24 protein-coding genes are annotated in these 24,402 nt (G+C 29.4%); 22 read left to right on the top strand and 2 right to left on the bottom strand.

The annotated features are described in order from the left end of the window. Window positions 1–130 precede the first annotated feature (130 nt). Both B3W71_RS16240 and B3W71_RS16235 read right to left on the bottom strand, forming a co-directional pair. Window positions 131–301: an HTH domain-containing protein gene (locus B3W71_RS16240; RefSeq protein WP_346889991.1), complete on the bottom strand. Its 171-nt coding sequence runs from the start codon at window positions 299–301 to the stop codon at window positions 131–133. A gap of 104 nt (window positions 302–405) precedes the next feature. Then, window positions 406–1,203, bottom strand: a complete 798-nt coding sequence (locus B3W71_RS16235; protein WP_346889990.1) for a nitrilase-related carbon-nitrogen hydrolase — start codon at window positions 1,201–1,203, stop codon at window positions 406–408. Window positions 1,204–1,652: 449 nt separating this feature from the next. Between B3W71_RS16235 and B3W71_RS16230 the strand changes: the two genes are divergently transcribed. The 22 genes from B3W71_RS16230 (at window position 1,653) to uvrB (ending at window position 24,400) form a co-directional block, all read left to right on the top strand. After that, a complete protein-coding gene (locus B3W71_RS16230) occupies window positions 1,653–2,480 on the top strand; it encodes a YihY/virulence factor BrkB family protein (RefSeq protein ID WP_346889989.1) in 828 nt (275 codons plus the stop codon). 124 nt (window positions 2,481–2,604) lie between these two features. Next, the gene (gene galU / locus B3W71_RS16225) at window positions 2,605–3,468 is read left to right on the top strand and encodes a UTP--glucose-1-phosphate uridylyltransferase GalU (RefSeq protein ID WP_346889988.1); all 864 of its coding nucleotides are present in this window, start codon (window positions 2,605–2,607) and stop codon (window positions 3,466–3,468) included. Window positions 3,469–3,712: 244 nt separating this feature from the next. Continuing rightward, window positions 3,713–5,752, top strand: a complete 2,040-nt coding sequence (locus tag B3W71_RS16220; RefSeq protein ID WP_346889987.1) for a PAS domain-containing sensor histidine kinase — start codon at window positions 3,713–3,715, stop codon at window positions 5,750–5,752. Between the two features lie 233 nt (window positions 5,753–5,985). After that, a complete protein-coding gene (locus tag B3W71_RS16215; RefSeq protein WP_147520628.1) occupies window positions 5,986–6,327 on the top strand; it encodes a single-stranded DNA-binding protein in 342 nt (113 codons plus the stop codon). A gap of 625 nt (window positions 6,328–6,952) precedes the next feature. Further along, complete coding sequence (locus B3W71_RS16210; RefSeq protein ID WP_346889986.1) at window positions 6,953–7,903, top strand: MoxR family ATPase; 951 nt, start codon at window positions 6,953–6,955, stop codon at window positions 7,901–7,903. Between the two features lie 12 nt (window positions 7,904–7,915). Further along, window positions 7,916–9,043 (top strand): DUF58 domain-containing protein, encoded by a 1,128-nt coding sequence (locus tag B3W71_RS16205; protein ID WP_346889985.1) that lies wholly within the window; start codon window positions 7,916–7,918, stop codon window positions 9,041–9,043. Further along, window positions 9,043–10,305 (top strand): hypothetical protein, encoded by a 1,263-nt coding sequence (locus tag B3W71_RS16200; RefSeq protein ID WP_346889984.1) that lies wholly within the window; start codon window positions 9,043–9,045, stop codon window positions 10,303–10,305. The genes B3W71_RS16205 and B3W71_RS16200 overlap by 1 nt, the downstream gene beginning before the upstream one ends. Window positions 10,306–10,580: 275 nt before the next feature. Next, window positions 10,581–10,928 (top strand): DUF6514 family protein, encoded by a 348-nt coding sequence (locus B3W71_RS16195; protein WP_346889983.1) that lies wholly within the window; start codon window positions 10,581–10,583, stop codon window positions 10,926–10,928. A gap of 213 nt (window positions 10,929–11,141) precedes the next feature. Next, window positions 11,142–11,516 (top strand): holo-ACP synthase, encoded by a 375-nt coding sequence (acpS, locus tag B3W71_RS16190; protein WP_346889982.1) that lies wholly within the window; start codon window positions 11,142–11,144, stop codon window positions 11,514–11,516. A gap of 1 nt (window position 11,517) precedes the next feature. Further along, window positions 11,518–12,420, top strand: a complete 903-nt coding sequence (locus tag B3W71_RS16185; protein WP_346889981.1) for an NAD(P)H-hydrate dehydratase — start codon at window positions 11,518–11,520, stop codon at window positions 12,418–12,420. Between the two features lie 100 nt (window positions 12,421–12,520). Beyond that, on the top strand, window positions 12,521–13,141 hold the full coding sequence (locus tag B3W71_RS16180; protein WP_346889980.1) for a germination lipoprotein GerS-related protein: 621 nt from the start codon (window positions 12,521–12,523) through the stop codon (window positions 13,139–13,141). Window positions 13,142–13,225: 84 nt separating this feature from the next. After that, window positions 13,226–14,389, top strand: coding sequence for an alanine racemase (alr, locus tag B3W71_RS16175; RefSeq protein WP_346889979.1), 1,164 nt, complete (start codon window positions 13,226–13,228; stop codon window positions 14,387–14,389). 126 nt (window positions 14,390–14,515) lie between these two features. After that, a complete protein-coding gene (locus B3W71_RS16170) occupies window positions 14,516–14,779 on the top strand; it encodes a CopG family transcriptional regulator (RefSeq protein ID WP_346889978.1) in 264 nt (87 codons plus the stop codon). A gap of 15 nt (window positions 14,780–14,794) precedes the next feature. Further along, entirely contained in the window at window positions 14,795–15,148 is a 354-nt protein-coding gene (locus tag B3W71_RS16165) for a type II toxin-antitoxin system PemK/MazF family toxin (protein ID WP_346889977.1), read from the top strand. A 322-nt stretch (window positions 15,149–15,470) separates the two neighbouring features. Then, on the top strand, window positions 15,471–16,298 hold the full coding sequence (locus B3W71_RS16160; protein ID WP_346889976.1) for a transketolase: 828 nt from the start codon (window positions 15,471–15,473) through the stop codon (window positions 16,296–16,298). Then, complete coding sequence (locus B3W71_RS16155) at window positions 16,298–17,236, top strand: transketolase family protein (RefSeq protein WP_414632043.1); 939 nt, start codon at window positions 16,298–16,300, stop codon at window positions 17,234–17,236. Before B3W71_RS16160 ends, B3W71_RS16155 begins: the two co-directional genes overlap by 1 nt. Window positions 17,237–17,360: 124 nt before the next feature. Continuing rightward, window positions 17,361–17,738, top strand: a complete 378-nt coding sequence (locus B3W71_RS16150; protein WP_346889975.1) for a hypothetical protein — start codon at window positions 17,361–17,363, stop codon at window positions 17,736–17,738. Between the two features lie 169 nt (window positions 17,739–17,907). Continuing rightward, the gene (gene ftsE, locus B3W71_RS16145; RefSeq protein WP_346889974.1) at window positions 17,908–18,594 is read left to right on the top strand and encodes a cell division ATP-binding protein FtsE; all 687 of its coding nucleotides are present in this window, start codon (window positions 17,908–17,910) and stop codon (window positions 18,592–18,594) included. Then, window positions 18,584–19,477, top strand: coding sequence for a permease-like cell division protein FtsX (ftsX, locus tag B3W71_RS16140; protein WP_346889973.1), 894 nt, complete (start codon window positions 18,584–18,586; stop codon window positions 19,475–19,477). The genes ftsE and ftsX overlap by 11 nt, the downstream gene beginning before the upstream one ends. 164 nt (window positions 19,478–19,641) lie before the next feature. Further along, window positions 19,642–20,871 carry a S41 family peptidase gene (locus tag B3W71_RS16135; protein WP_346889972.1) on the top strand — a complete coding sequence of 410 codons (1,230 nt, stop codon included), beginning with the start codon at window positions 19,642–19,644 and terminating at the stop codon, window positions 20,869–20,871. Between the two features lie 213 nt (window positions 20,872–21,084). Continuing rightward, on the top strand, window positions 21,085–22,389 hold the full coding sequence (locus tag B3W71_RS16130; protein ID WP_346889971.1) for a hypothetical protein: 1,305 nt from the start codon (window positions 21,085–21,087) through the stop codon (window positions 22,387–22,389). Between the two features lie 25 nt (window positions 22,390–22,414). Continuing rightward, entirely contained in the window at window positions 22,415–24,400 is a 1,986-nt protein-coding gene (uvrB, locus tag B3W71_RS16125; RefSeq protein WP_346889970.1) for an excinuclease ABC subunit UvrB, read from the top strand. Window positions 24,401–24,402: the final 2 nt, after the last annotated feature.

Below are 24,402 nucleotides of genomic sequence, written 5' to 3'. Positions count from 1 at the left end.
AAGCATTCATTTAGTTGATACGTCATATTTAAAGTAATTTCTGGAGAAATAGATAACAAAACATAAAAAGAGTATATCTAAAGTAGCCTAAGTTACTTTAGATATACTCTTTAAAATATAACTTTCCTAATTATTTTGCAGCGTAGTAGCATCTCTTTGGAGATTCTATTTTATCCTCTGCTTTAAGTGATTTTATAGCTTTATCTACTTCTTTTTTGTCAATACCAGCCTTTTCAGCAATTTCTCCAGCTTTTAATGGCTCAGGTGAGTTTTTTAGTACTTCTAAAACCTTATCGATCATGTTAACACCTCTTTTAATAATTATAATTATTTGACAATGTTTATTATCAATTATATATTACTTAAATGGAAATATCAACTCAATTTAACTATGGACATGATGTTTTATGAATTATTTGTTTTTAATTTTTCATAGAGGGATTCACGCCTATCTTTCTTTAGCTTAAAGGAAGCTCTCACCATACTAACTAAGGTTTTATCTATGTCTGCAATAAGAATATCCTCAACACCTTCATCTAAACTAGATATAATTTTGCCTAAAGGATCTATAATTAAAGAATTTCCACTGTATATTATACTGTTACCAATACCAATCCTATTTACACCTGCAACATAGCACTGATTTTCTATTGCTCTACTTTTAAGCAAAGTTATCCAATGGTCCTTTCTAGCATCAGGCCAATTAGCTGCTACTGTAATTAAATCACATTTTTTTGAGGCTATTTGGAAAATTTCAGGAAATCTTAAGTCATAGCATATAAAAGGTGAAAGAGTTATGTCATTAATCTGCGAAAAAAATATTTCATTTCCACCTATGTAGTGATTGCTTTCATTACCATAGGAAAATGGATGTATTTTAGAGTAATTACATAACACATCTCCAGTAGAAGAGATTATTGCATAATTGTTCTTTGCTTTTTTATCATTATCAACACCTTGAATATAACCAATTCCTGCATTAATACAATAGGTTTTGCATAGACTAGCAATGTAGGTAATAGTAGAAAAATCAAATTCTTTTAACTTTTCTACATTCATTGTAAAGCCAGTAAAAGAAAGTTCAGGGAATAGAAGTAAATCTATCTTTAGATTTTTAGCTTTTTTAAAAAATTCTTTACTAGCTGACAAGTTAAATTGTCTATTTTCCCATAAAATGTTATTTTGTACGAGTCCGATTTTCACAATACCACCCCTTATACTATTACAGAATAATTAAGTTAATTATAAGCATAGTTTACAATACTTATAATATTATAGATTTCTTAAAAATGTATTGATTAGAAATCACTATTACTTAGAGAAAACTTAAGTTTTTCTTTTGAATTTAAATTATTCATACTATTAATTATAATATACTTTAAAGTTAATATTCATAATAATTATAAGAAATTTATTGTTTTATAATCTAGTTGTAAATAAAAATTATGCAGTATCATTTGTTTAATTATGTTAAAAAAGGTGATATAATTAATTGTTATAAATAAGGAAAGTTTATTTTTAAAACCAGCTTTATTTTAGATTAAAGTTTAGCTTGTATAAAATCTAAGTCACTGATATATTTTACTTAAAAATAATGGAAATATTGTAGTGAGTAGATATTATAGAAAATATATAAGGTAGGAGTAGTGCCTATGAAAATAACTGAGTATATAGTAAAAATGGTATTAAGATATAGGAATCATCATATATCTTCATTAGCCTCCCAGTTGGCTTTTGATATGCTATTTTCATTCTTCCCATTTTTAATTTTGTTATTGACTCTAGTAGGATTTGTAAATGTAGACCCTGCAGAAGTAATTAGTAGTTTGCAAACTATAATGCCAGAGGAATTATATGAATTAGTATCTACTTTAGCACTACAATTACTACAAACCAGAAATGGAAATTTACTATCCTTTTCATTAATGTTTTCTCTTTATACTGCATCTAGAGCTTTTAGAGCTGTAAGATATGGACTAAATAGAGCATATAATGAAGATGAAGATATGAATATGATAAAAGTAGTTATACTATCTGTTTTATTTATGATGGTGATATCTTTTATGATAATATTTGTATTAGCATTTTTAGTATTTGGAGAAATGATAAGCTTAACCTTAGTTGAATGGTTAAACCTTGATATTAAGCTATTTTATTTTATAAGATATTTAAGATATCCAATTGGACTAGCTGGGATGATTGTTGTATTTTCAGCAGTATATAAGCTTATCCCATCAAGACGAATAAAATGGAGAGAGGCTTTTCCAGGTGCGGTATTTACAAGTATTGTTTGGATAATTTTGTCAATGGGATTTGCTTTTTATGTTAATAATTTTGGAAAATATACAGATATATATGGTAGTATTGGAGTAGTTATAGTTATGATGATATGGTTACAGATAACATCTAATACAATTTTATTAGGTGGAGAATTAAATGCATTATTAATGTATGATAGAGAACATAATTTGAACTTATAGGAAATTCATGTTGAATATTGATACTTATGAGATATATTAGTTTAACTATTTGTCATATTGTGTTAAGATAAAGGAGTAGATAAACATAAAATAAACGGGATTGATAGTTATGGAGGGTTATGAGATGAAGGTTAGAAAGGCTATAATTCCAGCAGCAGGGTTAGGAACTAGATTTTTACCAGCTACAAAGGCTGTACCTAAAGAAATGATTCCTATAGTAGATAGACCAACTATAGAATATATAGTGGAGGAAGCTGTAGCTTCAGGTATAGAAGAAATACTTATAATAACAGGCAGAAATAAGAAGGCTATAGAAGATCATTTTGATAGAGCTATAGAATTAGAAATGAATCTTGAGAGAGATGGAAAGAAAGAATTTTTAGAGCTAGTAGATAAGTCTACTAATATGGCCAATATTCACTATATTAGACAAAAGAATCCAAAAGGATTAGGGCATGCTATAAGCTGTGCTAAAGCTTTTGTTGGAAATGAACCCTTTGCAGTTATGTTAGGGGATGACATAGTAGATAGTGAAATTCCTTGCTTAAAGCAATTAATAGATGCTTATGATAAGCATGGCACTTCAATTTTAGGAGTTCAAGAAGTAGCAAGGGAAAATGTAAATAAATATGGGATTGTAAAAGGTAATAAAATTAATAGTAGAGAATATATAGTTGAAGACTTAGTAGAAAAACCAAAAGTTGAAGAGGCTCCATCTAATGTAGCTATTTTAGGTAGATATATTATAACTCCAGAGATATTTGATATACTAGAAGATACTAAACCGGGAAAAGGTAATGAGATACAGTTAACAGACGGGCTGAAAACTCTAATTGAAAAGCAAAGTATGCATGCTTATATTTTTGAAGGTAGAAGATATGACGTAGGTGATAAATTAGGATTTTTAGAAGCTACAGTAGAATTCGCATTAAAAAGAAAAGACTTACAAGAGAACTTTAGAAATTTTTTAGAGGAAAAATTTATTTAAATCTATATACAACTTAATAATGAGAAAGAAAACTGGTATATAATCCCAATAGGTTATGCCAGTTTTTATTTTTCGTATCAAATTTTATTGTTTTTACTCAGAAGAAATACATAGATTTATTTTAGGTACAGACTTAAGAAAAAAATGTAGAATAATAGTAGAAAAATGTAGTAAAAAAAATATTGATTTTAGTGTAAAATGATTAAGTGGTGCATAGAGTAACGTTAAAAATGGAGGATAAACAATGGAGTTTCAAAACAAATTAGATTTGGAGTTTTACAACAACATTTCAGAGCCTATTATAGCTATAGATATTGATAATAAAATTACATATTGTAATGAAGGAGCATTAGAATTTTTAGGAGTTCAGAGTGTAGATTCAGTTGAAGATATAGATATAAATGCTATGATAAAGTTTTCTACATTAAAGAACGGTGTCTTTAACATAAAAGATTTTGCTCCAAATAATATAAATGAGGAAATGAGTATAAGCATAGACACAAGAATATATAGAGAGATAGAAATAGAATTAGTTATAAGGAATATAAAGGTTGGAAATGATGAAGGAGCCCTAATGTTATTAAAGAGTATAGCAAGTAAGAACCTCCATTTTAAATCAATAGATGATAATACAAGTAGTAATAAGTTAGAAGAACACGAAGAATTTAAATATATTGTAGTAGATAAATATGAGGATGAGGCCTTCATATCAACGAAAGAAATGAATTTAAATGTGAATTTTTATAAAGCTATTTTTGCTGCAAGCACCACGGGAATTGTAATAGAAAAAGAAAATAAAATTAGTTATATAAATAAAGTTGCTATGGATATAATTGGAGAACCTAAGGATAATGTATTTTTAGGTAAAAATCTTTTTGAATTAATTAAACTACAACCTATAGAGTATAATGATGAGTTTCTAAAAAAACAATACTCTAAATATGATTCTAGCTTAAATATAGTAGAAAGAAGATTTATTAGAGAAGATGGTAGCATTGTCTACTGTGAGATGACTCCAATGTGCTTTGTAAATGGTAATGATATATATTCTCTATTTTTAATCAAAGATATAACTAGAAGAATAAAAGTGGAAGAAGCTGTAATAAAGAATAGAGATAATTATGTAGAGTTACTTAAACTTTTACCTTTCGGTATGGTTATATATTCTGATAGCAAATTTGAAATAGGAAATAAAGCTTTAAGCAATATTTTAGGATTTGATGACATAAATGAATTGAGTAATTTATCTTATGTAGATATATTAGGAGAAGAATATGAAGATTTAATTAAAGAGATGTATTTTGATGCCCAATTTAGAGGAAAGGCTACAGAGTTTAAAGAAGCCAAAGCTAAAAAGAAAGATGGAAGTTTATTAGACGCCGAAATTGCAAGTTTTGGGATAAACTTTACTTATGGAAGATCAGTAGTATTTTTTATCCAAGAGGTTGCCGAGCGTAAGAAGGCTCAATTGAATAAGGTTAAATTAGAGCAAGCTATAAAATATGATAAATTAAAAACAGAATTTATATCTAATATGTCTCATGAATTAAAAACTCCGTTAAATATAATTTTAAGTACTGTACAAGTATTACAATATAACTATAAGGATAAAAATGATGAACAATTAGATAGATATTTAGACTTGATGAAAGTAAATAGTTATAGGCTACTAAGGCTAATAAATAATTTAATAGATGTTACTAGAATAGACGTAGGTAATTTAAAAATGAACTTTGGAAATTACGATATAGTAGCTATAGTGGAAGATATAACTATGGCTGCAGTAGAGTACGTGGAAAGTAAAGGCATGACTTTGATATTTGATACTGATGTAGAGGAAAAGATAATAGGAATCGATAGAGAAAATATAGAAAGAATAGTATTGAACCTTTTGTCAAATGCAGTTAAGTTTTCAAAGGATGATGGAACGATTATGGTGTCTATTCATGACTTAGGCAATAAGGTTCAAATTTCGGTAAAAGATAATGGTATAGGAATACCAGAAGAACTCCAGGAAAAGATATTTGATAGATTCGTTCAAGGTGAAGATTTGTTTACTAGATCCCATGAGGGCAGTGGAATTGGATTATCCTTAGTAAAATCTATAGTTGAAAATCATAGTGGAAAGATATATGTGAAGAGTATTGTCAATGGAGGAAGTGAATTTATTGTAGAACTTCCAAATATACTTTCTAAAAATCAGTTTTGTTCAACAAATTTATATCATGCTGATAAATATAACTTAGAAAGAATAAAAATAGAGTTTTCAGATATATATAAATAAATTAAGCTTTTGAAAGTAGAGATTAAAAATAGTTACTTATTAGAAAAAGTCTGTAATAGTTAAATAAATTTAAATAATAAATGCATTTGCTTTAAATACTATTGAAAAATGATTTTAATAGTATTTTATTTAAATATATTAAAAGGAAATTTAATATATTTATAGATTATATGTTTAAAAAATATATTCATGGGTAAAATTACAAAAAATGATATGTTTTTTGGAGGTATATGATGAATAGAATAGTTTTAGTTGGTAGATTGACACGAGACCCAGAAATTAAAGTTTTTGAAGATAGTAGTAAGGTTTTTACTAGATTGGTTTTGGCTGTGGATAGACCTTATAAAACTGCATCAGGAGAAAAACATGTAGATTTCATTCCTGTGGTATTGAGAGGAAAGAAGGCTGAAATCGTTAATGAATATCTAGTTAAAGGAAGTGTTATCAGTGTAACTGGTAGGCTTCAAAGTAGACATTACGAAAATGAAGATGGACAGAAAAAGTATATATCAGAAGTTATTGCAGATGAATTTCAGTTCATGAATACTAAAAAGCCAAAAGAAGAAATTGGTTAAATCTACATGACTTGAATTATAATATTAATAAACTACATATATGGACGGACACTCTAGAATAATATTTTAATCAATAAAAGGGGCTTTCGCAAAAAAAACTAATCTAAATAAATATTGAATAAGCACTTATATTACTGACGCTCAGCCGTTTCGGAATATTGATTTACTAAAGCATTTATTCAAGGTAAAATCTGCAACACAACAACCCGTATACACTCAAACAAGTTGTGTTGCTTACGATTTTACCATCATAAATACTAAGTAAAGAAATATTCATAGGAGGTTCTTATAGCAAATTAGAAGAATTAAGTTTGAATAACTAATCAAAGATTTAGATTCTTACTTATCCAAATATTCGCTAACAATAATATTAAAGTGCATCTTCAATATTTTATATAAGATTAGTAATATACTTTGCGAAAGTCTCTTTTTTAAATTAATTAATAATAAATTTTAAAATTAACTTAAATAAGAAAAATGTTATTTTAGTATATTAAAAATATTTGGATAATAGCCCTAGTAAGAGTATAATAAATTCATAAGGTGAAACTTTAGTCTTATGATAATGACTATATTTAATGAATGGATTAAAGTTAAATACAATATAAGAGTAAAGGGGATTATTATGGAAATTCAAAAGTTTAAAATATTTAGGGACAAGACAATGAAAAGCATATCTAAAGTTATAATTGGTAAGGAAAATGTAATTGATAAAATAATAGTATCGTTTATAGCTTCTGGTCATGTGCTGTTAGAGGATGTGCCAGGTCTTGGTAAAACTAAATTATGCAAAACATTATCCAGAACTATGAACTGTAGCTTTAAAAGAATTCAATTCACGCCAGATTTATTACCTTCAGATCTAACAGGAATATATTTTTATAATCAGCAATCAAAAGAATTTGAATTTAGAGAAGGACCTTTGCTAAGCCAAATTGTTTTGGCAGATGAAATAAATAGAGCTACTCCAAGAACACAATCTGCATTGCTTGAATGCATGGAAGAAAGACAGATAACTGTAGAAGGAAATACTATAAAGCTAAAGAGACCATTTTTTGTTATAGCAACTCAAAATCCTGTAGAACAATTTGGAACTTTTCCATTACCAGAGGCTCAGCTAGATAGATTTTTTATGAGATTGTCTATGGGATATCCAAGCTATGATGAAGAAGTAAGAATGATGGACAGATTTATAGAAGCAGATCCATTAGAATCATTGGAAGCTGTTATAACTATGGATGAAATAAATTATGTTCAGGATAATTATAATAAAGTTCATGTAGGTGAAGAGATAAGAAGATATATAGTAGATTTAGTTAATGCTACTAGAACTAATAGTGAAATAGAGCTAGGATGTAGCCCTAGAGCTACATTAAATCTTATGAAAGGTTGCCAAGCATTGGCTGCTATTAGAGAAAGAGATTATGTAATTCTTGAAGATGTAAAAGAACTTGCAGTACCTATAATGAGTCATAGAATTATTTTAAAAAGTGAAATAAATAGTGGTAGTGAAAAAAGCGATAGGGTCATACAAAGTATTCTCGCCACTGTTGAAACTCCGATAGATAGACAGTAGAGGTGTTGTAATATGATACTTCAAGTATTTTTTCTTGCAGCAATAGTAATTGTAGTCGTATGTATAGTAAATTTTGTTGCTGAAAAAGGATATGAAAACTTAAAGGCTTACAGAGAAATAAAACCAAATAGGGTAACTGTAGGCGAAGAATTTAAAATAACTATTAAGGTGGAGAATAATAAAAGAATGCCAGTTTTATTTTTAGTAGTTGAAGAAAGAATACCTGCTGAATTAAGGTTCTTAGGAGAGGTTTCGACTTACAAATACGGAAATGATAATTGGCACATTTGCAAGTATGTTATGGGTAAGCTTCAAAGAAAGAGCAGAACATATACTTTAGTAGGCGATAAAAGAGGCGCATATATAATAAAGTGTATGAATATTTTTATAGGAAATATACTTGGACTAAATATTAAAAGTAGAGAAATGGATGATTATATAGAAGTTTTGGTTTATCCTAAAGTAAAATCACTTGGAAGTTTTAGGTTTGATGTGACAAACTTTTTAGGAGATAACACAGTAAGGAGATGGATACATAAGGATCCGCTTTATATAAAAGGAATAAGAGAATACAATGTTGAAGATAGAATGAAGGATATTCATTGGAAAACTTCTTTAAAAGCTAATAAGCTTATGGTTAAGGACTATGATTATACCTCAGAACAACAGATGGTTATAATCTTAAATACACAATGTGGAGATCCTTGTTGCAATTATATAGATGAGGAACTTTTAGAAACATCTATAGATATTGCAGTTGCATTAGCTGCAAAGGCATCTAAAGAAGGTATTCCAACAGGTATTTGGAGTAATGCACATTTAATTTACTGTAATGGAAATGCGATAAATGAAATTCAACCTAGTACAGGGAATTTTAATAGAATATTAGAGTTTTGTACTAGAATATATTTGGCTGTGAAATATGAGCTGAATAAATATCTAGAGAGCAGAATGTTGTATTTTGATAAAAACTGTACTTATGTATTAATTACTTCTTATTTAAATGAAAAGGATATAAAAATTTTAAATACTCTAGTTACGGGGGGATATAAAATAAAGATCATAGATGTATCTAGAGATAATAGAATTAAAAATATAAAGGGAATTGATAAAATTTCATATAAGGGAGAGTTGAAGTAATGAGTTGGTCTGATCAAGTTAGATTTTATTATGATATAACTTTTAGTATGCTAGCATCTATTATTTGGATGATAGTAACAGCACTAGCCTTTTCTAAAGATATGAAATTTTCTATATTTATTTTTACTCTTGTTGCTATATTAGTTAGCAAACATTTATTAAGAAAAGGTAAAAAAGTTAAGTTTTCACTTATAGTAGGATTAATTCCGGCTATTATTTATGAAATATTTAGTCAAGAAATAATGATTGCTGTTCTAGATTTGATATTTATAGTACTTATTAATTCAATCCTAATTAAAGAATCAAATGAAAATATAAATTATGATAGATATAAAAGTATTCTTATGAATGGAGTATCATGTATTTTTATATCAGCAGTTATTTGTGGAATCTTTAAACCTCAGTATGCTAATATTGTATTTAGGGGTTCCATTATATACTTAATACTGATGGTTATAACCATGAGAGAAATCATGGGTTACTGTTACAATATAAGAAGTTCAAAAGTTAATAAAGTTATAAATTTCTCGTTAGTTATATTAGCTCTATTAACTACGCAGAGATTTTTTTATAACATATGTATAAAAATAGTCGATGTTTTACGAAGCGTATTGAATTTTATAATTGGATTGATAATAAACATAATAGCAAAAATTGTAGAATATCCAATGACTTGGATTGTAAATGCTCTAAATAAATTATTTGCAGAGAGAGGTAGAGCTTTAGAAGATGTATTCGGAAAATTAGAAGTAGGTAATCAAAGTTCAAAACAAATTAAAGAGATTAATATTGAAACAGTAACTGCAAGTCCAGTATTTATATTTATTATACAGACTATAGTCATACTAATCTTAATTATAATTACAATTAAAATAGTAAAAAGAATATTAAATGGAACTAATTTTAATGAAGATAAGGGATATACAGAAACAATTGAAGATATTGGTCAAAAATATCCTAGTGATAAAAAAGGTATAAATAAAATTAAGAAAATATTTAGAAAGAAAGGAACTCCTAGAGAAGAAGTTTTATATAAGTATAGTGAATTTGTAGAAGTAGCTAGTAAAAAAGAGATTTTTAAAACGTATATGACACCAAAACAGTTGGGTAATATTGTTAAAATAAAAGTGGATAACTGCAATGAAGTTGATGAAGTTACTAATATATATAATGAAGCAAAGTTTTCTACACATATTATAAACAGAGAATATGGACAAAAAGTGGAAAAGTATGTGGATAACATTAACAAAAAGATTAAATAATGTAAACAAAAAATAAATCTACAATAAAAGACAAGAAAACTTACAGAATATTAACATTTTATCCACCAATATATTAACAGTAACAAACCTGGTCATATAATTGTAAGGAATAAGGAATTTTGTGAAATAAGGTGTAAATTTTAAGGGGGAATATATTATTGTTACCTACAAGAATTTACACATTATTTTTTTGCATAGTGATACAATCTCTTTAGGCAATAAAATTAAAATGTTTTATTGCCATAATGGGTTTTACTTTATTTGGGGGTGCTTTTATGATAATCGAGACATTGAAATCTAACATGGTATGTGAAGAGAATACCGTAGAATATACTTATAATTTAATTCAATCAGAATTAGAAGTTAATACAAATGGTGAAAGAAGGGTTATAGATGTATATGGTGTAGAAATAGAAAGCGAAGTGAAAAATAAAGATAAACATGTAGAGCGATATAGAGAAAATGTGGGCTGTATAACTCCTAATAGATACAAGGGAAGTGAACTGCTAGGTTTATTAAGAAACAATGGCGTATCACCAATACATCTCATAGATATTATAGAAGAATATATAGAGGAATATTATGCTGATTTTGACGAAGTTGTACAAGCTATAGCAAATTAACTATGGATTATTAATATTTATATAATTACTTTATATAGTTAAACTTAATTAATAGAATAAGTGAAAATATTATTATCATATATGCTCATGTATATAAAAGTTATAGTTGATATTAATCTGTTTGTTTATTAAAATTAAAGATGTAAAAATATGTTTACATTTTTCAATGGATTATAAATATATACTGTTTTCCTGAGATTAGGAGGTGAGATAGTGATAGTAGGCATTGGAGTAGATATAATTGAGATAAGGCGTATAAAGGATATATTAGAAAGAAATGATAAATTTTTAGAAAAAATATTTACAACTAAAGAAATTGAGTATCTAAAAGCTAGAAATTTGCGGCCTGAATATGTAGCAGGTAGGTTTGCAGCCAAAGAAGCAGTTTCGAAAGCTCTAGGAACAGGATTTAGAGGATTCAACTTCAGAGATATAATAATAGAGAGTACTACTCTTGGTAAACCTATAGTCAGATTAGAAGGTGAAGCAAAAAATATTTCAAATAGGAATGGGGATACAGCTATTCATCTAAGTATTTCTCATGGATATGATAGTGCCATTGCTTATGCTGTTTTGGAGGTCATTTAATATGGTAAATCCTTTTGATAAGTTAAAAAATAATAGATTGGGATTTATAGGATTCAAGCATAGGACCGTACAAGTAGACAAAGAAATGATACAGGGCACATTAAAGGTTAGAGATGATAATTCCTATAAAGGTGATTACGGACAAGCATTTATAATAGCAGGATCTATGGGGTTTTCAGGTGCAGCATATCTTGCAGCACAGAGTGCGGTAAGAAGCGGTGCAGGCTTAGTGACTCTTTGTGTTCCTAAGGAAATACAAGAGATAATGAGCATAAAGCTTAACGAGGCAATGACAATTAACTTTGAACAAAGTGAAAAAATTGGTAATATCATGGTTAAGTCTAGTTGTATTGCTATTGGACCGGGCATGGGGAATACTAAGTTAACTTTTAATGTAGTAAAAAGTATGATTGAAAATGCAGAGTGTCCTATTGTAATTGATGCTGATGGAATAAATGTACTACAAGGAAAACTTGAATTGCTTCATAGCAAAAACAACAGCGTTATATTGACACCGCATTATGGGGAAATGGCAAGATTAACTGGGTTATCAATTGATGAAATAAAAGAAAATAGGATAGAAGTAGCAAGAAACTTTGCTTATGAATATAATGTGATAGTTTTATTAAAGGATCATAGAACCATAATAACTGATGGAACACAAGTTTTTGAAAATACCACAGGAAATAGCGCTATGGCATCAGGAGGAATGGGAGATACTTTAACAGGAATTATAACTTCATTTATTGCTCAAGGATATGAACCTTTAGTAGCTACATATATTGCGGCTTTTGTACATGGGTATTGTGGTGATAGATTGTCAGAGAATATGTTCTGTGTCAATGCTACTCATATTATAGAAGAATTGCCTTTTGGAATAAAAGAAATTATGGATAGTAATTGATACATAAAAGATCACTATTGATGATAATAAAATAAATATGGTTATAGAGGAGATATAACTATAATAAACATATAGTGTAGTAAGTTAATTGGAGGAGTTTATGAAGAAAAAACTAATTTATACACTAGTGTCTGTTATAGGTATAACTCTAATAGTTATAATAGGTTTATTAATGAAAGGAAAATCAAAGGCTTTAGATGAGTATGATGCCATTGATACCTTAAAAGAAATTAAAGCTTATAAAAGCAATATAACTATAGAAGTTATAAATGACAGAGAATCTAACCAATACCAAGGGGTTCAAACTTATAAAAAGGACATAGGATATAGGCTAGATTTAAATGATAATAGATCATTTATTTTTAAGGGAGATGAAATACTTATCAAAGACAATGATAACACCAAAGAGTATACTTTAAATAAAGAGTTTGATGAAGTATTTAAGTATGGATTTATTGGTGAATATATAGGGTTGATATATACCAATGAAGAGCTAGAATTTGAAACTGAAACAATAAATAGCAATGAATACCTTATAATAACAACATTAATTCCTGGAAGTAATAATAATATTTACAAAGGTAGACTATACTATGATATTAAAAATTGTGTACCAAAGAAAATAGCAATTTATGATAACAAAGGTCGAGAAAGAGTTATATATACTTATGAAAACTTTAATTGGACTGATAAAGTTGAGAATGTTGAGTTAGATTTATAACAATGACACAAAGAAGTAAGCACGAAACCTAGTATTTACTACGGTAAGTTCTTCGCAACTGGAAAGGTAAGTAAGGTGAGTAATATGTTAAATAAAATAAGACCCTCCTGGGCTGAAATAGATTTAGATGCTTTAAGGAATAATGTGAGGGAAATTAAAAAGATTTCTAAGGGGAAAGAAGTAATTGCCACAATAAAAGCCGATGGATATGGACATGGAGCTATAGACATATATAAGACAATGTTAGAAGAAGGAGTAAGTAGGTTTGCCGTAGCTGTAATTACAGAAGCTATAGAGCTTAGAAAAGCTGGTGTAGAAATTCCTATTATTATATTGGGATTTACACCAAGGGAGTTTTATGACGAAGTCATTGACTTTGATATAGAACAAACCATATATAGTTATGAGGATGCTAAGATACTTTCGGATAAAGCTGTGAAAAAGGATAGATTAGCTAAGATTCATATTGCGGTAGACACGGGTATGGGAAGAATAGGTTTTTTACCAACAAGGGAACAGGCGAAAGAAGTACATAGGATAACTAAATTAGAAGGAGTAAAAATTGTAGGAATATTTACTCATTTTGCTACTGCGGATGAGAAAGATAAAAGTTATGCCAATTTACAGATTAAAAGATTTAATGAGTTCAATGTATACCTTGAAGAATTAGGCGTAACCATATATTTTAAGCATGTAAGTAATAGTGCGGCTATAATAGATTTTCCCAATCTACCATATGGAGGAGTGAGAGCAGGAATCATGCTTTATGGATACTATCCTTCAAATTATGTAAATAAAAATAGCATTAATTTAAAACCTGTTATGTCATTAAAGTCTAGAATTATTCATGTAAAAAAAATACGAGAAGGAGACTATGTGAGTTATGGTAGATTATATAGAGCTCCTAGAGAGAGTCTAATTGGTACCCTTCCAATAGGATATGCAGATGGTTTTTCTAGATTGCTAACAGGAAAGGCTAAGGCGATAATAAATGGTAAAGTAGTACCAATAGTAGGACGTATTTGTATGGATCAATGTATGGTAGATGTAACGGATGTACCAAATATAAAAGTTGGTGACGAAGTTATATTAATGGGAAAAGATGATAGAGATAATGTTATAACGGCAGATGATATAGCAATAGCTATAGGAACTATTAGTTATGAAGTGGTTTGTGATATAAGTAAGAGAGTGCCTAGAGTATATACAGAAGATGGAAAAGCTTTTGCTGTAAGGAATTATGTATAATAAAAATCAGAAAAAAATGTTGTAAAAAGTAGAAATTAAGGATAAACTCTTTGACATAATAACAATTGATGATTTATAATTAAGTTGTACATATAGTTGTTATTTTAATTGGAGGTAATGAAATCCATGGGTAGCTCAAAGAAATTTATTCTAAATTTTAGCAAGAATTTTTGTAAAGATTTTAATGATGTAGATAAAAAACAATTTATAACAAATAGTAAATTAATTATGGATTATGGAATAGTATATAGTGAAGGTTATAATAATAGTAGCTATATAGAAAAAATGAAACAAGGATATTTAGCTATGAGAGAATTAAATTTAGAATTATCAGAATATGGCTTTGAGAGTTATATTAATGACTTGAACGAATATGAAGCTAGCCTTTAGGAGTGTGAATGCCTAATGACAATTGTTATAAAGAGGGGCGATATATTTTATGCTGATTTAAGCCCAGTAGTTGGGTCGGAGCAAGGTGGAATAAGACCTGTAATAATTATACAAAATGATGTTGGCAATAGGTATAGTCCAACTGTTATAGTATCAGCTATAACCTCTCAAATAAATAAGGCAAAACTTCCAACCCATGTAGAAATTTCTTCTGAAGAATATGGATTAAATAAAGACTCGGTAGTTTTGCTAGAGCAAGTTAGAACTTTAGACAAAAGAAGACTAAAAGAAAAGATTGGTCATATGACTGACGAAGATATGAGTAAAGTTGATGTTGCTCTTAAAATTAGTTTAGATTTAAAAATGTAAGGTTAAACTTAATATAGAGGAAGATAGATTTAAAGTGAGTCTATCTTCTTTTTTTATTTAAAGGATAATGAGTTTTATCTAACATGTAAGAATTGGAGTGCCTTCATAAATATTGTAGGGTATTAGTATTTAATTAAAGTATAAGGGGAATAATATATTTTATTAATTTGTTAATGTATTTATTTATATATAATATAAATAAAGTTAGCATGTAACTTTTGTGATAAAATGTATGTGTACAAGGAAAATTTCATCTAAATAGTTGAGAATAAATGAATTATTGATATAATGAGTTTAGAAGAAAATCAGGGAGGGATAAGTAATGGAAAAGTCATTAGCATCATTAGAAAATATAGCGAAAGTTTTAAGAAAAGATATTGTTAAGATGGTAACAGAGTCAGCATCTGGTCATCCAGGTGGTTCCCTATCAGCTGTAGAAATTATTACAACGTTATATTTTAGTGAGATGAATATTAACGTAGAAGATCCTAAGGATCCTAATAGAGATAGATTTGTACTATCAAAAGGTCATGCAGCACCAGTTTTATATGCAGCTCTTGCTGAAAAAGGATTCTTTAATAAAGAAGAGCTTATGAAATTGAGAAAAACTGGAGCAATGCTACAAGGCCATCCAAACATGAATTATATACCAGGTGTAGATATGTCTACTGGTTCACTAGGTCAAGGTATTTCAGCGGCTGTAGGTATGGCATTAGCAGGTAAGCTTGACAATAGTTCATATAGAGTGTATACACTACTTGGAGATGGCGAGTTAGAAGAAGGTCAAGTTTGGGAAGCTTCTATGTGTGCAGCTCACTATAAACTAGATAATTTAACAGCCTTTGTAGATTATAATGGACTTCAAATAGATGGAGATATTGATAAAGTTATGAATCCAAATCCAATAGCTGATAAGTTTGTAGCTTTTGGATGGAATGTAATTTATTTAGAGGATGGTCATGATTTAGTTAAGATAAAAGATGCCATAGAAGCTGGAAAGCAAGTAAAAGATAAGCCTACAATGATAGTTTGTAAAACTATTAAAGGAAAAGGTGTATCCTTTATGGAAAATCAAGCAAGTTGGCATGGTTCAGCTCCAAGCAAAGAACAATGTGAAATGGCATTAAAAGAGATTGGGGGAGAAGAATAATGAAGAGTGTTGCAACTAGAGAAGCCTATGGAAAAGCATTAGCAAGAATTGGTAAAGAAAATGAAAATATTGTAGTTCTTGATGCAGACTTATCTAAGTCTACAAAAACTGCTGATTTTAAAGCTGTATGCCCAGAAAGGTTTATTAATATGGGTATTGCAGAAGGAAATATGATGACTGTGGCAGCAGGAATGGCAGCTTGCGGTAAAATACCTTTTGCATCCACTTTTGCTATATTTGCTACAGGAAGAGCTTTTGAGCAAATAAGAAATTCTATATGCTACCCTAAATTAAATGTAAAAGTATGTGCTACTCACGCTGGTTTAACGGTAGGAGAAGATGGGGCTTCGCATCAATCTGTAGAAGATATTTCATTAATGAGAAGTATACCTAATATGGTAGTAATTAGTCCAAGTGATGGAATTGAAGTTGAAGCAGCAATAGAAGCTATATCAAAATATGAGGGGCCTTGTTATGTAAGACTTGGTAGAAGTGCAGTACCTATAATAAATGATAATGAGGATTATAAATTTGAAATAGGTAAGGGTGTAACTTTAAGAGATGGAAAAGATGCTACTATAATTGCAACTGGTATTATGGTAGAAGCAGCGTTAGAAGCCTATAATATCTTGGCTGAGGAAGGTATAAGAGTTAGAGTTATTAACATCCATACTATAAAACCTATAGATGAAGAATTAATAACAAAGGCTGCAAGGGAAACAAAACTTATAGTTACGGCTGAGGAACATAGCGTTATAGGTGGACTTGGTTCAGCAGTAGCAGAGGTTGTAACTACAAATTCTCCAGCTACAGTTTTAAGAGTTGGAATAAAGGATACATTTGGTGAAAGTGGTAAGCCTGCAGAGTTATTAAAGGCTTATGGATTAACAGCAACAGATATAGTTAAAGCAGTTAAAACTGGAATTAGCATGAAATAAAATAATAAAATTTATAGAGGAAAGAAATCTAGGACTTATCTTAGGTTTCTTTTTTTAAAAACCTGTGATATAATTTATAAACATAATAATTCGAAAATTCTATTTACTAAGGAGAGAATCGTAAATGAAGCAAGGTGTTAAAGGGTATATGGGCGATGTGTTTTTTTGTTTTAAACTGTCTTTAAAGTTAGCCATTATACCTATAGTTTTGGGTGCAGTTATTAGTTTTACATATTTATTAATTAAAGGAAAAGCTATAGAATTTTTACCAATACTTATGGGAATAAGAAATATAGGAATTATATTTTCTTGTGCTGGTTTATTTATATCAGCATTAGGATTTCTACAGCCTACAAAATTATTAAGACCTTTAAATTATGAAAAAACTTGGAGAAAATATCTTGATAAATTTGGCTTAGTAGGAACTATATTCTGTACTTCTTCATTTTTAATATTATATTTTTTCATATATGACATAATAATTTATAAATTATACATGTAAAAAAATACATATATAATTAATTGTGGGAAATTATCTGTGTATTTTCATCTTTTTTTATAGAAATAAGTAATAATTTATTATTTTTTAATTTTTGTAGGACTTGATTTTTTTATTTTTATGTTATAATATACACAGATATAAAGTAAAAAGTCGAGGAGAGTTAATAATTATGATAGATTTTAAAAATGTTACTAAGGTTTATAATAATAATGTACTAGCTTTATCTAATTTAAACGTACATATCGGCCAAGGTGAATTTGTTTTCTTAGTAGGCCCAAGTGGAGCAGGAAAATCTACATTTATAAAAATGTTATTAAAAGAAGTTGATCCAACAGCAGGTTCGGTTATGGTTGCAGGATCAGACCTAACAAAATTAACAAGAAGAGAAGTACCTTATTATAGAAGGAAAATTGGAGTAGTATTTCAAGACTTTAGATTAATACAAACTTTGAATGTGTTTGAAAATGTGGCTTTTGCATTAAGAGTTATAGGAACAAGTGAAAAAGATATACAAAAGAAAGTGCCAGCAGTGCTATCAATGGTAGGATTATCTAAAAAGAGAGATGCTCTTCCAACAGAATTGTCAGGTGGGGAACAGCAAAGGGTATCTATAGCTAGAGCTATAGTAAATAGTCCATCATTACTTATTGCTGATGAGCCAACAGGAAACTTAGATCCTGAAACTTCATTAGAGATTATGGATATTTTAAGTGATATTAGTAGAGCTGGAACTACAATTGTAATGGCAACTCATGCAAAAGATATAGTTGACTCTATGAAAAAGAGAGTTATAGCTATTGAAAAAGGTGTTATTGCGAGAGATGAGGAAAGGGGGAAATATGGTTATGAAATTTGATTCTCTTAAATATTCGATAAAGGAAGCATTTAAAAGTATAAAAAGAAATAAAACTTTAAGTATATCATCCATAGCTACAGTAACAGCTACCCTTTTTATTTTAGGAGTTATAACACTAGGGATTGCCAATGTAGACAAAGTAGTTACTCAACTAGGGTCTATGGTTGAGGCAAAAATTTATTTAAAAGATAATATAAGTGATAATGATAAAAATGCTATAGAAGGTAAAATAAAAGCAGTGGAAGGCATTAACACAATAACCTTCCAAAGTAAAGAAGAGGCTTTAAAGGATGTACAGAAACAGCTGAATGACGAATCAGGTCAGTTATCTTCTGGATTTGAAGAGAGAAATCCATTCCCGGCTTCATTTACGGTAAATGTTAAAGAGCCACCAGTGGTAGATGAAGTAGTAAGTAGTGTTAAGGATATGTCAGGAATTGAAGAGATAAAAGATGCTAGAGCTCTAATTAGTAAAATTACTAAAATTACAGATTCAGTTAAAATAGCTGCTATTGTAGCTTTTGTAGTTTTTATTATGATATCTTTATTCTTAATAGGAAACACTATAAAGATTACAGTGTTTACGAGAAAAAGAGAAATCGGGATAATGAAATATGTAGGAGCTACTGATTGGTTTATTAGATGGCCATTTATAATAGAAGGTGTAGTTCTTGGTATAATTGGGGCATTCATATCAGTGTTAGCACTAGGTACTATATATGCGATTATGATTAGCAACTTAAGTACAGATGCATTATTGGGATTTAATTTAGTAGAGATTTCTTATATATGGAAGGTAGTTATCTGGGAATTATCGGGATGTGGAGTTTTCATAGGAGCTATTGGAAGTATATTATCAATGAGAAAGTTCTTAAAAGTTTAAATTATAAAGAACAAATGAGACTAAGAATTTATTTCTTAGTCTCATTTGTGTATAATATAATATATTGGGTTTGTAGAAAAATTAATAAAATAGTTTAAATTACATAGTATTATTATAGGGGCTGAAAAGAAATAATAGATGTAAGAGAATGAGAGGGTGATTTTATGGATAAAAAGAAAAGTAAATGGAAACGAATAACCGGCATAGTGGCTCTTGTAGTAGTCACAAATTTAATAACTTTAGTACTGGCTAATTATATATCATTTAGTTTGCCCAATGGTAAAGTTTTAGTTAGTAGAAATACTTATGAAAATATAATAGATTTTGAGAAGTTATATACTATAAAAGATAAGTTAGAAAAGTATTATCTGGGGGAAATTGATATTAATAAACTTGTAGATGGAGCAGCTGCGGGAATGACAGAAGCCCTAGGAGACCCGTATACAACATACATGAATGCAGAAGAATTTAAGGATTTCTATTCTCAAACAGAAGGGAATTATGTAGGTTTAGGAATACAAGTTGGTGTTAAAGATGATAAGATAGTTGTTGTAGCTACTTTTGAGAACTCACCAGCAGAGAAAGCAGGAATACTTTCAGGAGATGTTATTGAGAGTGTGAATGGCACAAAGGTTGAAGGTAAAGATTTAGAAAAAGCTGTAGCAACTATGAAAGGAGAGAAAGGAGAAGCTGTAGAGCTTACTTTATCTCGAGAAAAGAAAGGATCTTTTGACGTTAAAGCTGTAAGAGACGAGATAGAAATGGTAACTGTTAAGAAAGAAATGATTGATAGTCAGGTTGGATATATTCAAGTTACTATGTTTGATGAAAATACATCTAGTAACTTTCAAAATGCTATTAAAGATTTAAAATCACAAGGAATGAAGAGCTTAATAGTAGATTTAAGAGATAATCCAGGTGGGTTGCTAGATCAAACTGTAAATATGTGTTCACAATTTATTCCTAAAAGTAAGAATATAGTTTACACAGAAGATAAGTATGGAAATAGAAAGGATTATGATTCTATAGGAGGAATTGCAGAAGGTTTACCACTTACTGTATTAATAAATGGAGGTAGTGCTAGTGCTTCAGAGATATTTACAGGCGCTATAAAGGATTATAAACTGGGAACTTTAGTAGGTACTAAAACCTTTGGAAAAGGTGTTGTTCAAACAACTTTCTATAGAGAAAGGGATGGATTCAGTGATGGAACAGCATTAAAAGTCACTATTTCTAAATATTATACTCCGAATGGTCAAAATATCCATGGCATAGGTATAGAGCCAGATATTGCAGTAGAATATCCAGAGGAGTTAAGAGGAAAAACCTATGATAAATCAGTAGACCCTCAATTTGGGAAAGCTTTAGAAGTTGCAAAAGAAAAGATTAAGTAATTAAATATAGGGTACTATAATGAAGGTAGATGTTTTTTATTATAGTAAACAATAAGTTAAAATAAGTTAATGCATAGAAGCAATTAAAAACTAATTTTATAGTTTAAAGTAGATAAATGATGATTTTAAATTAAGTATCTATTATAATAAATAGATACTTAATTTAAGTTATGTATATTTACTTTTTGTTACATAATGAAAAGGAGAAAAAGAATGGAACTTTTAAAGTATACTTTGCAGCAGGTATCATATGCTATTGTGGAACCGTCTTATGCATTCATATTGGTAATGATGGCTGTTGTATTCTATATGAAAAATAAAAAAACTACAGTAATGGAAAGATTAATTATGGGTAAAAGTTCATCTTCTGCCTTTGAACTGACTATATCACAAATAGTTATGGGGATATTAGGAGGCGTAGTAGCTAGTTTGATTCTTACATTTTTAGGAATTGCTTTTTATGAGACTTCAAACATATTCTTAATATTTATTTTATCAGTAGCACTAATGTTCTTTAGTCCCAAGTTAGTTTGTCTTTCATATTCTGGGGCCATTTTAGGACTAATATCTATACTACTGTATTTCGTATCATTAATTATGGGTAATCCAAGTTTAAATGTTATAAAAATGGATATAACTAATTTATTAGTGTTAATTGCAGTAATGCATATTGTTGAAGGATTATTAGTAATCTTTGATGGTAGAAGTGGCGCTATACCCGTATTTGGATCAAGAGATAAAAAAATTATAGGTGGATTTGCATATAGAAGACAGTGGATACTTCCGATGATAATATTGCTAATGGTACAGGCTACTAGCGCAAACACGACTATGGGAGGAAGTGTAACAACTCCAGAGTGGTGGCCAATTATTAAGCATAGCAAGAATACTCTACTTTTTGCTACTATGGTTATAGGTGCACTACCAATTTTTGCAGGGGTTAATTACTCTACAGTGACATTTACAAAAAGTAAAAAAAGTAAGCCTGTGTTTTCAGGATTACTTATTCTAGGATATGGTATTGTATTAATTTTATTATCTTTCTTAGGAGATATAAATAAAGTTCTAGATGTAATAATTCTTATATTAATGCCTGCTCTACATGAGTATATGCTATACATTGATCGACTATCAGAGAAAAAAGGAAAAATAAAATATGTGAGTAATGAAGAAGGTGTATGCGTTCTTGATGTGGCATCTGATTCTATAGCTAAAGGTATGGGAATTAAAATGGGAGATTTGATACTAGAAATAAATAATATGAAATTATATAAGGATGAAATTATATTCAATATATTAGAAACTCTTCCAAGTATCATAAATATGAAAGTAAGAAGAGAAAATGGTAATATAGAAGAGTTGGAAGGTAAAGTTCTCAATAGCAAAGAAAAACTAGGTATTGTTATTGTACCGAGAGAAGTTCCTAAGCAGGCTACTGTAACAAGATCGGATAACTCTAGTTTTTCAGATGTATTAAATAAAATTAAGGAAAAGAAGGATAGTAACGATAAAGAGTAATTTTTATAAGGTGAGGTGATGTATCATGGGTCAGTTTAAGATTCATTCAAAATTTAAGCCAACAGGAGATCAACCGGAGGCTATAGATAGTATAGTTCAAGGAATGTTTGAAGATAAAAAATATCAAACCTTACTTGGAGTAACAGGATCAGGAAAGACATTTACTATGGCCAATATTATAGAGAGAGTTCAAAGACCGACGTTAATTCTTGCCCATAATAAAACTTTAGCAGCACAATTGTGCTCTGAATTTAAAGAGTTTTTTCCTGAGAATGCTGTAGAATATTTTGTATCCTACTACGATTACTATCAACCAGAAGCATATGTAGCTCAAACTGATACATATATAGAAAAGGATGCATCAATAAATGAGGAGATAGAAAAATTACGTCACTCAGCTACCTCAGCTTTGATAGAAAGACGAGATGTTATAGTTGTAGCTTCTGTATCATGTATATATGGGCTAGGTAATCCAGAGGATTATAAAAAGCTTACTGTATCTTTAAGAGAAGGTATGATTAAAGATAGAAATAGTGTTATCAGCCAATTAGTAGATATTCAATATGAAAGAAACGATATTAATTTTGTAAGAGGAACTTTTAGAGTTCGAGGAGATGTGCTAGATATATTTCCAGCATCATCAACTAATAAAGGGATAAAAGTTGAATTCTTTGGAGATGAGATAGATAGAATACGTGAGTTTGATGTGCTTACAGGGAATATAATTGGTGGAAGAAAACATGTATCTATATTCCCAGCATCTCACTTTGCTACATCAAAAGAAAACTTAGAAAGATCTATTTCTCAGATTGAATTTGAATTGGAAGAGAGACTAAAGGAATTAAAGGCTGAAGATAAGCTGTTAGAAGCTCAAAGATTAAAACAACGAACAAATTTTGATATAGAAATGATGAGAGAAGTTGGTTACTGTACAGGAATAGAAAATTATTCTAGAATATTAGATGGAAGAGCAAAAGGAACACCACCTCAAACTCTTATTGACTATTTTCCAGATGACTTTTTGTTCTTTATAGATGAGAGCCATGTTACATTGCCACAAATTAAGGCTATGTATGGAGGCGATAAATCTAGAAAAACATCGTTAGTAGAATACGGATTCAGGCTTCCGTCAGCTTATGATAATAGACCACTTAAATTTGAAGAGTTTGAAGGAAAACTAAACCAAGTATTATTTGTGAGTGCTACTCCTAGCTCTTATGAAAAAGAGTATTCGGAGAATACAGCAGAGCAAATAATAAGACCAACTGGATTATTAGATCCTGAAATTATAATAAAGCCAGTAAAGGGGCAAATAGATGACTTATATGGCGAAATTAATAGAACTACAGAAAAAGGATTTAGAACATTAGTTACAACTCTTACAAAGAAAATGGCAGAGGATTTAACTAAATACTTAAAGGAGTTAGGAGTAAAAACTACTTACTTACATTCTGATATAGATACCATGGAAAGAATGAAAATTATACAGGAACTTCGTAAGGGAGATTTCGATGTATTAGTTGGGATAAACCTTTTAAGGGAAGGATTAGATATTCCAGAAGTAGCTCTAGTTGCTATATTAGATGCAGATAAGGAAGGATTCTTAAGAAGTGAAACATCCTTAATTCAGACTGTAGGTAGAGCTGCAAGAAATTCAGAAAGCAAAGTAATAATGTATGCTGACAAGATGACTAATTCTATGGAAAGAACTATAAATGAGACAAATAGAAGAAGAAGTATCCAGAAAGCATATAATGAGGAGCATAACATGGTTCCTAAGACCATAATTAAGGAAATAAGAGAAGTTATAGAAATTTCTACAGTAGCGGAGGAAAAAGCCACATACACTAGTGAAGCAAGTAGTGACTTGCTCTTAGATAAGAAGGAATTAGCTAAGCATATTTCTAAATTAGAGAAAGAAATGAAAGAAGCAGCTAAGGACTTACAATTTGAAAGAGCAGCAGTTTTAAGAGATGAGATAGAGCGTATGAAGAGAGATTTTAATTTGTAAAG

This window comes from Clostridium sp. UBA1056, from assembly GCA_002316385.1.
In the GTDB taxonomy this organism is placed as follows: domain Bacteria; phylum Bacillota; class Clostridia; order Clostridiales; family Clostridiaceae; genus Clostridium_J.
This window is presented reverse-complemented; position numbering and strand designations above follow the sequence as displayed.

What these genes read in the sequence shown, in the direction of transcription:
- B3W71_RS16155 (WP_414632043.1), top strand. Translation starts at nt 16,298, where the DNA reads ATGAAGAGTGTTGCAACTAGAGAAGCCTATGGAAAAGCATTAGCAAGA.
- B3W71_RS16130 (WP_346889971.1), top strand. Translation starts at nt 21,085, where the DNA reads ATGGAACTTTTAAAGTATACTTTGCAGCAGGTATCATATGCTATTGTG.
- ftsX (WP_346889973.1), top strand. Translation starts at nt 18,584, where the DNA reads ATGAAATTTGATTCTCTTAAATATTCGATAAAGGAAGCATTTAAAAGT.
- ftsE (WP_346889974.1), top strand. Translation starts at nt 17,908, where the DNA reads ATGATAGATTTTAAAAATGTTACTAAGGTTTATAATAATAATGTACTA.
- B3W71_RS16210 (WP_346889986.1), top strand. Translation starts at nt 6,953, where the DNA reads ATGGAAATTCAAAAGTTTAAAATATTTAGGGACAAGACAATGAAAAGC.
- B3W71_RS16180 (WP_346889980.1), top strand. Translation starts at nt 12,521, where the DNA reads ATGAAGAAAAAACTAATTTATACACTAGTGTCTGTTATAGGTATAACT.
- B3W71_RS16220 (WP_346889987.1), top strand. Translation starts at nt 3,713, where the DNA reads ATGGAGTTTCAAAACAAATTAGATTTGGAGTTTTACAACAACATTTCA.
- alr (WP_346889979.1), top strand. Translation starts at nt 13,226, where the DNA reads ATGTTAAATAAAATAAGACCCTCCTGGGCTGAAATAGATTTAGATGCT.
- B3W71_RS16160 (WP_346889976.1), top strand. Translation starts at nt 15,471, where the DNA reads ATGGAAAAGTCATTAGCATCATTAGAAAATATAGCGAAAGTTTTAAGA.
- B3W71_RS16185 (WP_346889981.1), top strand. Translation starts at nt 11,518, where the DNA reads ATGGTAAATCCTTTTGATAAGTTAAAAAATAATAGATTGGGATTTATA.
- B3W71_RS16215 (WP_147520628.1), top strand. Translation starts at nt 5,986, where the DNA reads ATGAATAGAATAGTTTTAGTTGGTAGATTGACACGAGACCCAGAAATT.
- B3W71_RS16165 (WP_346889977.1), top strand. Translation starts at nt 14,795, where the DNA reads ATGACAATTGTTATAAAGAGGGGCGATATATTTTATGCTGATTTAAGC.
- B3W71_RS16205 (WP_346889985.1), top strand. Translation starts at nt 7,916, where the DNA reads ATGATACTTCAAGTATTTTTTCTTGCAGCAATAGTAATTGTAGTCGTA.
- galU (WP_346889988.1), top strand. Translation starts at nt 2,605, where the DNA reads ATGAAGGTTAGAAAGGCTATAATTCCAGCAGCAGGGTTAGGAACTAGA.
- B3W71_RS16195 (WP_346889983.1), top strand. Translation starts at nt 10,581, where the DNA reads ATGATAATCGAGACATTGAAATCTAACATGGTATGTGAAGAGAATACC.
- B3W71_RS16240 (WP_346889991.1), bottom strand. Translation starts at nt 301, where the DNA reads ATGATCGATAAGGTTTTAGAAGTACTAAAAAACTCACCTGAGCCATTA.
- uvrB (WP_346889970.1), top strand. Translation starts at nt 22,415, where the DNA reads ATGGGTCAGTTTAAGATTCATTCAAAATTTAAGCCAACAGGAGATCAA.
- B3W71_RS16135 (WP_346889972.1), top strand. Translation starts at nt 19,642, where the DNA reads ATGGATAAAAAGAAAAGTAAATGGAAACGAATAACCGGCATAGTGGCT.
- B3W71_RS16150 (WP_346889975.1), top strand. Translation starts at nt 17,361, where the DNA reads ATGAAGCAAGGTGTTAAAGGGTATATGGGCGATGTGTTTTTTTGTTTT.
- B3W71_RS16230 (WP_346889989.1), top strand. Translation starts at nt 1,653, where the DNA reads ATGAAAATAACTGAGTATATAGTAAAAATGGTATTAAGATATAGGAAT.
- B3W71_RS16200 (WP_346889984.1), top strand. Translation starts at nt 9,043, where the DNA reads ATGAGTTGGTCTGATCAAGTTAGATTTTATTATGATATAACTTTTAGT.
- B3W71_RS16170 (WP_346889978.1), top strand. Translation starts at nt 14,516, where the DNA reads ATGGGTAGCTCAAAGAAATTTATTCTAAATTTTAGCAAGAATTTTTGT.